Raw genomic sequence first — 11,886 nt, 5'->3', positions numbered from 1 at the left:
AATATCATGCCCGGTACGATCCACGTCCTGAACGGCCCCAATCTCGGGCTCCTCGGTCAGCGCGAGCCGCATATCTACGGCACCGCGACGCTCGCCGATCTCGAGCGCGAATGCCGCGCGATCGCCGAGCCGGCGGGCTTCGATATCGTCTTCCACCAGACCGATGCCGAACATGAGATGGTCCATTTCTTCCATGCGGCGCGGCTGGGTGCTGCGGGCATCGTCTTCAATCCCGCCGCCTTCACCTATGCCGGCTATCCGATCCTCGATGCGCTCAAGATGTGCGACTGCCCGATCGTGGAGGTCCATATCTCGAACATCCATCGGCGCGAAGCGGAGTGGCGCTCCAAATCGATCATGACGCAGGCGGTGACGGGCATCATCAGCGGCCTCGGCATCGACGGCTACGGGCTCGCCATCCGTCACATCATCCGCCTGCGATCGCAGCCATGATCGCGAGCCGCGCCACGAAGGTGCGCTTCACGATCCTCGCGCTCGTCACGGGCGCGACGATGCTCAACTATCTCGATCGGGCGGTGATGAGCGTCGCCGCCAAGCCGATGACCGAGGAGCTCGGCATCTCGCCGGCGATGCTCGGCCTGATCTTCTCGGCCTTCTCCTGGACCTATGCCGCTTCGCAAATTCCGGGCGGCCTGCTGCTCGATCGCCTCGGCACGCGGCTCACCTATGCGCTCTCGCTGACCTTCTGGTCGGCCTTCACATTGCTGCACGGCTTCGCGAACAATATCGGCACTTTGATTGCGTTGCGCTTCGGCCTCGGTGTCGCCGAGGCGCCCTGTTACCCCTGCAACAGCCGCATCCTCGCGAGCTGGTTCCCGCAGACCGAGCGCGCGCGCGCGACCGGCGTCTATTCGATCGGCCAATATTTCGGCCTCGCCTTCATGAGCCCGATCCTGTTCTGGATCGTCGCCAACTGGGGCTGGCGCTCCTTGTTCGTCCTCGTCGGCGCGATCGGCATCGCCTACGGCCTGTTCTGGTATGCCATCTATCGCGATCCGACCCACGCGAGGCGGATCAACGAGGCCGAGCGCGCGCATATCGCGGCGGGCGGCGGGCTCGAGACCAAGGCCGCGATCCGCTTCTCGTGGAGCGACATGGGGCGGCTGTTCGCCAAGCGGCAGATCCTCGGCGCCTCGATCGGCCAATTCTGCAGCAATTCGGCGCTCGTCTTCCTGATCACCTGGTTCCCGACCTATCTCGCGACCGAACGCCACATGGATTTCGTCAAGTCGGGTTTCTTCGTCGCCTTGCCCTATATCACCGCCTCGGCGGGCGTGCTGCTCGGTGGCGTGGTCTCGGACTGGCTGATCCGCCGCACCGGATCGCCCACGATCGGCCGCAAAGCGCCGATCGTGGCGGGGCTGCTGCTGATCTCGACGATCCTATCGCTGAGCTTCATCGAGGACAATACGCTGCTGATCCTCGTCATGTCGGTCGCGACCTTCGGACAGGGCATCTGCAATCTCGGCTGGACGCTCATCTCGGATGTCGCGCCCAAGACGCACATCGGCCTGACCTCCGGCATCTTCAATCTGTGCGCCAATATCGCCGGGATCGTCACGCCGATCGTGATCGGGGTCGTCGTTCAGGCGAGCGGCTCGTTCCACGGCGCGCTCTTCTATATTGGCGCGGTCGCGCTCGTCGGCGCCGCCTCTTACATCTTCATCATCGGACCGGTGGAGCGCCTGACGCTCGACGAACAGCCGGCATAAGGGAGCGGACGCGATGCGGATCGGATCGACGATGCGGGCGGCTTTGGCCGGCCTCGCGGCCCTGGGCGGCGGGATGGCGAGCGCGCAGGCGCCCGCGCCGCAGGGTGCCGCGCCGCTGCCCGGCACCTATGCGCCCGGCCGGCGCATGCTCGGTTACGAGGATCCCTATGCAGGCAAGAAGCGCGTCCTGCTCGTCGCCGATCTCCACACCGGCAACCAGAATGCGCACGACGCGGTCAGCCATGCGATGGCGACGCTCGAGCGCATCACCCGCGCCGCCGGCATCGTCCTCTACATCCGCACCGATACCGAATGGGTGACGAAGGACGAGGTGTGGGGCACGGGCGATTATGCGAAAGGCGGGCGGCGTCAGGCGAAGGGCCGCAACCTGAAGGATTTCGACGCGATCGTCTTCTACACCAACGGCGATCTCGATCTCACCGACAGGCAGAAGGCGGATCTGCTGAGCTTCGTGCATGACGACGGCAAGGGCTTCGTCGGCATCCACACCGCGACCGCGACCGCGTCGAAATGGCCCGAATATGGCGAGATGATCGGCGGCTATTTCGACAATCACCCCTGGGGCATTTCGGACGCGAAGATCATCGTCGAACGGCCCGATGCACCCGAGATGAAGCTCTATCTGAAGAGCCCGATCGTCAAGGACGAGCATTATCAGATGCTCGCCCCCTATGATCGCGCCAAGGTCGACGTGCTCGCCCGGATCGACACCAGCTCGGTCGACATGACGAGCCCCAACGTCCACCGCACCGACAAGGATTTCCCGGTCGCCTGGATCAAGAGCTACGGCACGGGCCGCGTCTTCTACTCTGGGCTCGGCCATTCGGACGCCTCGTGGGACGATCCGCGTCAGCAGAATATGTTCCTCGAAGCGATCAAATGGGCCGCGCACGTCACCGATTATCCGGTGCGGCCGCATCCCTTGCCGGTGAAATAGCCGCTCGACACGTTTCCCGGGCCGACCTACCCAAAGGCCATGAACGTGCAGACCGGCGGCAAGAAGTTTCACGGCCTGCCCAGCCACGAGCGGCTGCACACGGCCGTCGCCCGCGAGATTGCCGTCGCGATCGTCACCGGCGGCTATCGGCCGGGTGAGACGCTGATGGGCGAAAACAGCGCGAGCGAGGCACTCGGCGTCTCGCGCGCCGCCTATCGCGAGGCGATCCGTACCCTGATGGCCAAGGGGCTGGTCGAGAGCCGCCCCAAGACCGGCACGCGCGTCTGCCCGCGCGCGCGCTGGAATCTGCTCGATCCCGACGTGCTCGGCTGGATCCTCGAAAACGATCCTGCCCCGGAATTCCTCGGCGAATTGTTCGAGCTGCGCCTCGCGATCGAGCCGCGCCTGGCCGAGCTCGCCGCCGAGCATCGCTCCGATCAGGATCTCGCGCGGATGCACGCGGCACTCGCCGACATGCAGCAGCACGAGCCCGACAGCGAGGCCGCCGAAGAGGCCGATCGCCGCTTCCACGAGGCGCTGATCTCGGCCGCCGGCAACGAGCTGATGGGCCAGCTGACCTCCTCGATCAGCGCGTCGGTCGGCTATGTCGCGCGCGCCAAGCGGCGCGAGGCCGCGCATCGCGATTCCACCGAGGATCACCGGCTGCTGCTGGAGGCGATCGAGCAGGCCGATCCCGTCGCGGCGCGCGCCTCGACGCGGCGGATCATCCAGCGCGGGCTGGCAGACCTTCATCTCGATCGCTGAAGGTCAGCTCCACCTTGAGCCCATTGGGATCGAACAGGTTGAGCTGGCTCATGCCCCGCGCTTCGAGGCGGATGCGCTGGAAGGGCACGCCATTGGCCTCCAGTCGCGCGATGCACGCGTCGAGCCCGGTGCAATCCAGCGCGAAATGGTCGAGCCGGCTGCCCGCTCCCTCGGGATAGACCGCTTCGTCCCCCATCGGTCCGTTGACGTGGATGATCGGATCGCCCGCCTCATTGTGCAGCCACACATTCTGCGGCCGCGCGACCGAAGACACGGCCGGTCCCGCGCGTAGGCCGAGGCACGTCTCGTAAAAGGCGATCGTCTCGTCGAACGCCGGAGTGCGGATATTGACGTGGCCGAGCCGGACTACGCGCATCTTGTTCCTCTCCTTCATCCTCCCCCGAAAGGGGAGGGGGACCATCCGAAGGATGGTGGAGGGGTGGCCACGTGCGGTGAACTTTCGTCCGGCGCCAGCGGCCACCCCTCCGTCATCGCTACGCGATGCCACCTCCCCTTTCAGGGGAGGATGATCCCTCAATCCTCCGCGACCGGGCGGAACCGGCTCTGTGCCGCCAGCCGGATCGGCGCATTGGGCGCGCCATAGCCGTCATAGCCGGCCCGCTCGACATATTCGAAGAAGAAGGTCCGCGCGAAGGCGCGCCCGTAGAGCTGGCGATAGCGCCCGCCCTCGGGATCCTCGTCGAGCATGATGTCCAGCCGCCGCGCCGCCGCGCTCTCCTCGGGCGAGAGCGCGAAGCGCATCTCCGCATCGTCCTGGTAATTTTCCGGTACGGGCAGCCGCGCGAGGCCGCGCGCCTCCAGCGCCTCAGCCGCCGCGTGCATGTCGCCCACCGCCAGCGCGATATGCTGGAAGCCCGCGCCGAACGAATGGCTGAGGAAGCGCGCCGACAAGGCCCCGCGCGCATCGGTGCTGTTGAGCGTGATGCGGAACGTGCCCGCCGGATTCTGGATCGCCTGACTCTGCACAAGCCCGTTGGGGTCGATCACGTCCTGCGGCAGCTGCACGCGCACGTCGAACAAAGTGCGCCAGTAGAGCTGCCACGACAGGAATTCGTCGTTGTGGACCACCGCGGCGAGATGATCGATCGCGGCGATCCCCACGTCGGGGGCGCTGCCACCTTCGTCCACCGCATCGAATTCCTCGTCCCAGATCGCGCCCGTGTTGGCCGCGTCGAGGATATAGACGAGGCTTCCTGCCACGCCGCGCAACGCGGGCATCGCCGGTATGTCGCTGCCATGTTCGGATATGCCCAGTGCCCGTGCGCGCGCGACCGTCGCCGCCTGGTCCGAAACCGCCAGCCCGATCGCGCAGATCGAGGTGCCGTGCGTGGTGCGATAGGCGTGCGCGAAGCCCTCCTGCTCGTAATTGAGCACGAAGCGCGCCGCGCCGCCGCGCCACAGATCCACCGCCTTGCTGCGATGCGATCCGGCGGGCGCGAAGCCGGCCGAGCGCAGCATCGCCTCCAGGCCGAGCCGATCTCCTTCGTCCACCGCGAATTCGACGAACTCGACATGGCTGATCACCGCGGGCGGCGGCATCGTCGTCGGCGCGCCGATCGATCGCGCGGCCGCGTCGCGGATTGCGGTCAGCGAGCGGAGGCCATCCTGCGCGACCATCTTGGCCGAATTGGCGCGGAAGCGATCGTTGAAGATCTCCAGGCTCAGCGGGCCGTCATAGCCGATCCGGAACAGCTCGCCGACATAGCCGGTCAGGTCGAACCCGCCCTGGCCGGGCAGGTTGCGGAAGTGGCGGCTCCAGTAGAGCAGGTCCATCGACAGGATCGGCGCGTCGGCGAGCTGGACGAACACGATCTTGGCGGGGTCGATCTGGCGCAGGCTTTCCACCGGAATGCCGCGCGAGAGCGAATGGAAGCTGTCGAGCAATATGCCAATATTCGGATGATCGACCATCTCGACGATCCGCCACGCATCGCGATGATCGAAGATGTGCCGCGCCCAGGCGAGCGCTTCGTAGCCGACGATGACGCCGTAGCGCGCGGCGAGATCGCCAAGCTCGCGCAGATCGGCGACGATCCGGTCCTCGTCGGGCGAGGCGAGGGGCGAGCAGTTCGTGCAGAGCAGGATCCGGTCGCAGCCCAGAATTTGCATCACCTGGAATTTCTGTTCGATCCGCTGGAAGGCGCGCATGCGCTGGGGCGCGGGCATCCCCTCCAGATCGCGAAACGGCTGATAGAGGACGCAGGCAAGCCCCAGCTCGTCCAGCAGCGCGCGGACCTGATGGGCGGTAAGGTCGGAGGCGAGGAAATCGGTGTCGAAGATCTCGACCGCCTTGAACCCCGCCGAGGCGGCGGCGCGCAGCTTGTCTTCGAGCGTACCGCTCAGCGATACGGTGGCGATCGCGTCGATCATGGGGAGCCTTTGAGAACGCCGAGCACGATGGTCAGTCCGACCAGTAGAGGCGCATGGGATTATCGACCAGCAGCTTGCGCTGGAGCTCTTCAGTGACGGCGATGCGCGGGATGACATCGACGAGGCCGCCATCGTCGGGAATGCGCGTTTCCATGTTCGGATGCGGCCAATCGGTGCCCCACAGGACGCGATCCGGATAGGCTTCGACCAGCGGGCGCACCGCCGCGACGAAATCGTCATAGGGCTCGCCCTTCGGATCGAGGCGGTCGGGGCAGGTAACCTTGACCCAGATGTCGTCGCGGCTGTCGAGCAGGGCGCGGAAGGCGGTCATGTCGGCGCCGTCCGGGCCCTGCGTCACGTCGGGGCGGCCCATATGATCGATCACGACGGGCACGGGGAGGGCGGCGATGAAGGGTTTCATCTCGTCGAGGATGTCCGCCTCGAAATAGATGACGACATGCCAGCCGAGCCGCCGGATACGCTGGGCGACCTCGAGGAACTTGTCCTTGGGCGCGTCGTCGACGAGCCGCTTGAGGAAATTGAAGCGGATGCCGCGGATGCCGCCCGCGTGGAGCGCGTCCAGTTCCTCATCCGAAATCGCCGGATCGGCAACCGCGACGCCGCGCGCGAGCGCGTTCGATTTGGCGATGCCGTTGAGCGTGGCCGCATTGTCGGTGCCGTGACAGCTCGCCTGGACGATGACGTTGCGCGCGAAGCCGAGCCGGTCGCGCAAGGCGAACAGCATTTCGGGCGTCGCGTCCTGCGGCTGATATTTGGCCTTCGCGCTGAACGGGAAGTCGGCAGCGGGGCCGAAGACGTGGCAGTGCGCGTCGACCGCGCCGGGGGGCGGCACAAAAGCCGGTTTGGACGGCGTCAGCGTCCAGCTGCGGACCCGGCCCTGTTCGTCGGTGCTCATGCGAAGATCGTCCCGTCCATCAATTTGCGCGCGGTGCGCAGCAGGGCCGAGGTCGCAACCTGCCCCTTCGCGTCCAGCGTCAACACGCAACTCATCTCGCCCGTCGGATGCTCGACCGACAATGTCTTAGGGCTACCTTCGGGAATGACCGCGACCTCGGCGGCCGGCGATCCCTCGACGAGGCAGGCGGTGGCGACACTGACCGCTCCGAGCACGCCGATCGTGGCATGCGCGCGGTGCGGGATGAAGCTGCGCACGGTCACCGCGCCGCCCTGCGCAGGCGGCGCGACCAGCATCATCTTGGGCACCGATTTGTCCTTAACGTCGCCCAGGTTCATCATCGGCCCGGCCTTCAGCCGGATCGCCTCGATCCGCGTCTTGAGCGAGGTCCAGCTGTCGAGCGTGTCGCGATCCTCATAGCCCGTCGCGCCGACATCCGTCGCCTTGAACACGACGCAGGGCATGCCATTGTCGATCAGGGTGCAGGCGACGCCGTCGATCATGTCGACCGGACGGCCCGTCGGCAGGAGCGCGCCGCACGAAGAGCCCGCCGTGTCGCGAAATTCGAGCGGCACGGGCGAGGCGGTGCCGGGCGCGCCGTCGATCCGCGCTTCGCCCTCGTAGGTGGGGAGCCCGCCCGGTGTGCGGCAGGTTGCCACCGCGACCTGACTGGTATTGACCATGAAGATCGCGACCTTCGTCTCGTCGCCGGTTGCCGCGACGAGGCTGCGCTCGATTGCGAACGGGCCGACGCCCGCGAGCATGTTGCCGCAATTCTGCGCGTCGGTGACGATCGCCTGATCGACGAAGACCTGCAGGAACAGATAGTCGACATCGACGCCCTTGCGCTCCGACTTCGAGACGACCGCCACCTTGGAGGTCAGTGGATCGCCGCCGCCCATCCCATCTATCTGGCGCGGATCGGGCGAGCCCATCGCGCGGAGCAGGAAGGCGTCGCGCGCCTCCGTTTCGGCGGGAAGATCGGCGGCGAGGAAGAAGCCGCCCTTCGAGGTGCCGCCGCGCATCCACATGCAGGGTGCGGAGGTCATCTCATCCTCCCCGGTACGGGGAGGTGGCATCGCGAAGCGATGACGGAGGGGGCGTTCGGCTGAGCGCAGCGGTCGTAGTGAGCCCCCTCTACCATGCTACGCATGGTCCCCCTCCCCGTGCCGGGGAGGATATTATTCATACGTCAGCCCCATTTCGGTGAGACGCCCCCGCATGTCGTAAATGTCGAGGCCGAGTTCGCCCGCGGCGAGGCGCTGGCGCTTGGTCTCCTCGAGCGCCTCGCGCGCCTGCGACTTCTTCAGCACGTCCGCGGCATCGGCGCGCTTAACGACGCAGACGCCGTCATCGTCGGCGACGATCACGTCGCCCGCCTCGATCGCGGCATTGGCGCAGACGATCGGGACGTTGACCGAGCCCAGGGTCCCCTTGATCGTGCCCTGCGCATAGACGGCGCGCGACCAGACGGGGAAGTTCATCTGGGTCAGATCGCGCACGTCGCGACAGCCGGCATCGATGACGAGGCCGCGGCAGCCCCGCGCCTGCGCCGACGTCGCGAGCAGATCGCCGAAATAGCCGTCGAAGCAGGGCGAAGTGGGCGCGAGGACGAGGATGTCGCCGGCCTGCAATTGCTCGATCGCCACATGGACCATCCAATTGTCGCCCGGGGGCGACGAGATGGTGACGGCGGAACCCGCGATGCGCGCGCCGGGATAGATCGGGCGCATATAGGGGGCGAGCAGACCAATGCGTCCCTGCGCTTCGTGCACCGTCGCGACGCCGGCATGCGCCAGCCCGTCGATCACGCTGGCATCGGCGCGCTGGATGTTCTGGACGACGCGTCCCGCCATGCTCACTCTCCTCGGTCTGTGCGGACGCTTGGCGCGTGGGCCGGACGCGCTCCAATCACAATTGGACCCGCCCTATAAGATTTTGCTAAGTCCATGTCGTGTCGCTGAAGCCGTTCGATCTCAACCTGCGCCACCTGCGCGCGCTCGCCGCGATCGTCGCGCAGGGCAGCATGAGCGCCGCCGCGCAGGCGGTCAGCCTGTCGCAACCGGCGCTGACGCAGGGCCTCGCCAAGATCGAGCGGCAGCTGGGTACGACGCTGTTCGATCGTCGCGCCGACGGCGTCCGCCCGACCGAGGCGGGCCTGCTCATGGCCGAGCGGGCGGGTGCCGCGCTGGATCATCTCGCGGAAGCAACCCGCAGCGGGTTGCGCGGCGGCGGCCGGGGCTTCGCGCGGCCGGATCTGCTGATGACGGGCACGCAGCTCCATGCCTTTCTCAGCCTCGTCGAGGCGGGCAGCTTCGCCGCCGCGGCCGTGCGCACCGGGATCACCCAGCCGGCGCTGCACCGCGCGGTGCGCGATCTGGAGCAATTGTGCGGCGTGCCGCTCGCCGAGCGATCGGGGCGGGGGCTGGTCGTGACGACGGCGGGGCGTAAGCTCGCGCGCGGCGTGCGCCTGGCCGCGACCGAGATTGCGGCGGCGATCGGAGAGGTGTCGCCCGATCCGGGCGTCGGCAGCCGGATCACGATCGGCGCGATGCCGCTGTCGCGCGCTTTGCTGTTGCCGACCGCGATCGCCTCGCTTGTCCGCGCCGAGCCGCGGGCGGCGATCGACATACGCGAGGGATCGTGGCGCGAGCTGACTGATCCGCTGCGCGACGGGACGATCGATCTGATGGTCGGCGCTTTGCGCGATCCGCCGCCGCCGGGCCTTCACCAGGATTATCTGTTCGAGGATCGCCTCGTCGTCGTCGGCCGTGCGGAGCATCCGCTCGGCACGGTGCAGAACCCCACGCTGATCGATTATGCGCGCTATGGCTGGATCATCGGCCATGCCGAGACGCCGCTGCGCCAGCATTGGAACGATCTGTTTGCGGACGCTCCGCCGCCTTCGGCGCCGATCGAATGCGGATCAGTGATGGTCATCCGCGGAGTGCTGCGCGAAAGCGACCTGCTGACCCTGCTTTCGCCCGAGCAGGTGGCGATGGAGATTGCGGGCGGCGTGTTGCGCCAGATCGGTCCGCCGCTGCCCGAAGGTGGCCGGGCGATCGGGGTGACGACGCGCGAGGGCTGGCGGCCGACCGGGGTTCAGCAACGCTTCCTCGGCTTGTTGCGCGAGGCGGCAGAGGCAACCAGACTTCAGGAAAAAGAATAGCTCGACGCCATTCCGATTGGCCGGGCTTCAGGCGGCTGGTTAGCCATCGGCTCCATGGAAAGAACGGACCTGAATTTCATCGGCTTCGGCGAGGCCGCTTTGGCCTTTGCCGAGGGCATGACGATTCCGTTCGGCGCCTATGACCGCAAGACTGCGCCGGGTGCGACGCGCGGGGCTAAGCTCGCCGACTATCGCCGCCTCGGCGCGGTGCCCTTCTCCGATAATGCTGACGCGGTTGGCTCGGTTGACCTGATCCTGTCTCTGGTGACGGCCGACCAAGCGCTGCCCGCCGCCCGCGAGAGCGCGTCCGAGATCCAGACCGGGGCGCTCTATTGCGACATGAATTCGGTCGCGCCCGATACCAAGCGCGCGGCGGCGGGGCTGATCGAGGCGGCGGGCGGGCGCTATGTCGATGTGGCGGTGATGGCGCCGGTCCATCCGGCACGCCGCGACGTGCCCTTGCTGCTGAGCGGGACTCATGCCGAAGCAGGCGCGGCGGCACTGCGCGCGGCGGGGTTCACGCGGCTGCGGGTTCTGCCCGGCGGCGTGGGCGCGGCCTCGGCGACCAAGATGATCCGCTCGGTGATGGTGAAGGGGCTTGAGGCGTTGACCGCCGAATGTGTGCTGGCGGCGACCCAAGCCGGACTTCGCGACGAGGTGTTCGGCGCGCTCAACGCGAGCTGGCCGGGCACCGACTGGCTGGAGAAGGCAGATTACAATCTCGAGCGGATGATGGTCCACGGGATTCGCCGCGCCGAGGAGATGGAGGAGGTCGTCAAGACGCTCGACGGGCTCGGCACGGGCTCTGCGATGACGCGCGGCACGGTCGAGCGCCAGCGCGCGATCGGCCTTCTGGGTTTGACGGGAGAGGGATCGCTCGACGCGAAGATCGCGGCGATCCTGCAGGAACGACGGGACGAAGCCGCATGACCTTGATCATCGATTGCCACGGCCATTACACGACCGCACCGCCGCAGCACGATGCGTGGCGCGAGGCGCAGGTGGCCTCGTTCAAGGCGCAGCAGCCCGCGCCGGCTTACCCTCCCATCTCGGACGACGAGATCCGCGAGACAATCGAGACCAACCAGCTGAAGCTCCTGAAGGAGCGCGGCGCGGACATGACGATTTTCTCACCCCGCGCGTCGACGATGGGGCCGCATATCGGCGATGAAAGCGTCGCCAAGACGTGGGCGCGCCATTCGAACGACCTGATCGCGCGCGTCGTCGATCTCTATCCCGAGATCTTCGTTGGCGTCTGCATGCTGCCGCAATCGCCGAAGGCCGATCTGCAGGGCTCGATCGAGGAGCTGGAGCGCTGCGTCACCGAGCGCGACTTCATTGGCTGCAATCTCAATCCCGATCCGGGCGGCGGCCATTTCGCGCATCCGCCGCTGACCGATCGCTCCTGGTATCCCTTTTACGAGAAGATGGTCGAGCTGGACGTGCCGGCGATGATCCACGTCTCGGGCAGCTGCAATCCGGCGATGCACGCGACGGGAGCCTATTACATCGCCGCCGACACGATCGCCTTCATGCAATTGCTGCAGGGCGATCTGTTCAGGGATTTCCCGACGCTGCGGTTCATCATCCCGCATGGCGGCGGCGCGGTGCCCTATCATTGGGGCCGCTATCGGGGCCTCGCGGACATGCTCAAGCAGCCCGATCTCGCGACGCATCTCATGAACAACGTGTTCTTCGACACCTGCGTCTATCACCAGCCGGGAATCAACCTGCTCGCCGACGTCATCGAGACCAAGAATATCCTGTTCGGCTCCGAGATGGTCGGTGCGGTGCGCGGCATCGATCCGACGACCGGCTTCTATTTCGACGACACCAAGCGCTATATCGATGCGCTGGCGATCGGCGATGCCGAGAAGCATGCCATCTTCGAGGGCAATGCCCGGCGCGTCTTCCCGCGGCTCGACGCCAAGCTCGTGGCGCGGGGGCTGTAGGC

At 66.8% G+C, this 11,886-nt stretch carries 12 protein-coding genes; 7 read left to right on the top strand and 5 right to left on the bottom strand.

Annotation, left to right across the window (positions count from 1 at the left end; translation table 11 throughout):
- Nucleotides 1–6 precede the first annotated feature (6 nt).
- Genes Q4F19_RS14420 through Q4F19_RS14405 form a run of 4 tightly spaced genes read left to right on the top strand, consistent with a single transcriptional unit; the run spans nt 7 to nt 3,456 of the window.
- Nucleotides 7–453: a type II 3-dehydroquinate dehydratase gene (locus tag Q4F19_RS14420; protein WP_303543675.1), complete on the top strand. Its 447-nt coding sequence runs from the start codon at nt 7–9 to the stop codon at nt 451–453.
- Nucleotides 450–1,733, top strand: a complete 1,284-nt coding sequence (locus tag Q4F19_RS14415; RefSeq protein WP_303543673.1) for an MFS transporter — start codon at nt 450–452, stop codon at nt 1,731–1,733. Before Q4F19_RS14420 ends, Q4F19_RS14415 begins: the two co-directional genes overlap by 4 nt.
- Nucleotides 1,734–1,746: 13 nt before the next feature.
- Entirely contained in the window at nt 1,747–2,691 is a 945-nt protein-coding gene (locus Q4F19_RS14410; RefSeq protein ID WP_303543671.1) for a ThuA domain-containing protein, read from the top strand.
- A 39-nt stretch (nt 2,692–2,730) separates the two neighbouring features.
- On the top strand, nt 2,731–3,456 hold the full coding sequence (locus Q4F19_RS14405) for a FadR/GntR family transcriptional regulator (protein ID WP_303543669.1): 726 nt from the start codon (nt 2,731–2,733) through the stop codon (nt 3,454–3,456).
- Here the strand turns inward: Q4F19_RS14405 and Q4F19_RS14400 are convergent.
- From Q4F19_RS14400 to ligK, 5 genes are all read right to left on the bottom strand, one after another.
- A complete protein-coding gene (locus Q4F19_RS14400) occupies nt 3,416–3,832 on the bottom strand; it encodes a VOC family protein (RefSeq protein WP_303543668.1) in 417 nt (138 codons plus the stop codon). The genes Q4F19_RS14405 and Q4F19_RS14400 overlap by 41 nt on opposite strands.
- 158 nt (nt 3,833–3,990) lie before the next feature.
- Nucleotides 3,991–5,847, bottom strand: a complete 1,857-nt coding sequence (locus tag Q4F19_RS14395; protein ID WP_303543667.1) for a bifunctional sugar phosphate isomerase/epimerase/4-hydroxyphenylpyruvate dioxygenase family protein — start codon at nt 5,845–5,847, stop codon at nt 3,991–3,993.
- A 31-nt stretch (nt 5,848–5,878) separates the two neighbouring features.
- Nucleotides 5,879–6,763: an amidohydrolase family protein gene (locus Q4F19_RS14390; RefSeq protein WP_303543665.1), complete on the bottom strand. Its 885-nt coding sequence runs from the start codon at nt 6,761–6,763 to the stop codon at nt 5,879–5,881.
- The gene (locus Q4F19_RS14385) at nt 6,760–7,812 is read right to left on the bottom strand and encodes a 4-oxalomesaconate tautomerase (RefSeq protein WP_303543663.1); all 1,053 of its coding nucleotides are present in this window, start codon (nt 7,810–7,812) and stop codon (nt 6,760–6,762) included. Before Q4F19_RS14385 ends, Q4F19_RS14390 begins: the two co-directional genes overlap by 4 nt.
- A gap of 132 nt (nt 7,813–7,944) precedes the next feature.
- Nucleotides 7,945–8,619 carry a 4-carboxy-4-hydroxy-2-oxoadipate aldolase/oxaloacetate decarboxylase gene (gene ligK, locus Q4F19_RS14380; RefSeq protein WP_303543662.1) on the bottom strand — a complete coding sequence of 225 codons (675 nt, stop codon included), beginning with the start codon at nt 8,617–8,619 and terminating at the stop codon, nt 7,945–7,947.
- A 98-nt stretch (nt 8,620–8,717) separates the two neighbouring features.
- Here ligK and Q4F19_RS14375 point away from each other — a divergent pair, with 98 nt between their 5' ends.
- Genes Q4F19_RS14375 through Q4F19_RS14365 form a run of 3 tightly spaced genes read left to right on the top strand, consistent with a single transcriptional unit; the run spans nt 8,718 to nt 11,884 of the window.
- Nucleotides 8,718–9,932, top strand: coding sequence for a LysR family transcriptional regulator (locus Q4F19_RS14375; protein ID WP_303543661.1), 1,215 nt, complete (start codon nt 8,718–8,720; stop codon nt 9,930–9,932).
- 54 nt (nt 9,933–9,986) lie between these two features.
- Nucleotides 9,987–10,862, top strand: a complete 876-nt coding sequence (locus Q4F19_RS14370) for an NAD(P)-dependent oxidoreductase (protein ID WP_303543659.1) — start codon at nt 9,987–9,989, stop codon at nt 10,860–10,862.
- Nucleotides 10,859–11,884, top strand: a complete 1,026-nt coding sequence (locus Q4F19_RS14365) for an amidohydrolase family protein (protein WP_303543657.1) — start codon at nt 10,859–10,861, stop codon at nt 11,882–11,884. Before Q4F19_RS14370 ends, Q4F19_RS14365 begins: the two co-directional genes overlap by 4 nt.
- Nucleotides 11,885–11,886: the final 2 nt, after the last annotated feature.

The organism is Sphingomonas natans (genome assembly GCF_030546695.1).
Lineage (GTDB): Bacteria > Pseudomonadota > Alphaproteobacteria > Sphingomonadales > Sphingomonadaceae > Sphingomonas_I > Sphingomonas_I natans.
Note: the sequence above shows the minus strand (reverse complement) of the source record. Positions and strands in the feature narration are given on the sequence as shown.

Coding starts and splice junctions, on each gene's coding strand:
- Q4F19_RS14420 (WP_303543675.1), top strand. CDS start 7: ATGCCCGGTACGATCCACGTCCTGAACGGCCCCAATCTCGGGCTCCTC.
- Q4F19_RS14415 (WP_303543673.1), top strand. CDS start 450: ATGATCGCGAGCCGCGCCACGAAGGTGCGCTTCACGATCCTCGCGCTC.
- Q4F19_RS14410 (WP_303543671.1), top strand. CDS start 1,747: ATGCGGATCGGATCGACGATGCGGGCGGCTTTGGCCGGCCTCGCGGCC.
- Q4F19_RS14405 (WP_303543669.1), top strand. CDS start 2,731: ATGAACGTGCAGACCGGCGGCAAGAAGTTTCACGGCCTGCCCAGCCAC.
- Q4F19_RS14400 (WP_303543668.1), bottom strand. CDS start 3,832: ATGCGCGTAGTCCGGCTCGGCCACGTCAATATCCGCACTCCGGCGTTC.
- Q4F19_RS14395 (WP_303543667.1), bottom strand. CDS start 5,847: ATGATCGACGCGATCGCCACCGTATCGCTGAGCGGTACGCTCGAAGAC.
- Q4F19_RS14390 (WP_303543665.1), bottom strand. CDS start 6,763: ATGAGCACCGACGAACAGGGCCGGGTCCGCAGCTGGACGCTGACGCCG.
- Q4F19_RS14385 (WP_303543663.1), bottom strand. CDS start 7,812: ATGACCTCCGCACCCTGCATGTGGATGCGCGGCGGCACCTCGAAGGGC.
- ligK (WP_303543662.1), bottom strand. CDS start 8,619: ATGGCGGGACGCGTCGTCCAGAACATCCAGCGCGCCGATGCCAGCGTG.
- Q4F19_RS14370 (WP_303543659.1), top strand. CDS start 9,987: ATGGAAAGAACGGACCTGAATTTCATCGGCTTCGGCGAGGCCGCTTTG.
- Q4F19_RS14365 (WP_303543657.1), top strand. CDS start 10,859: ATGACCTTGATCATCGATTGCCACGGCCATTACACGACCGCACCGCCG.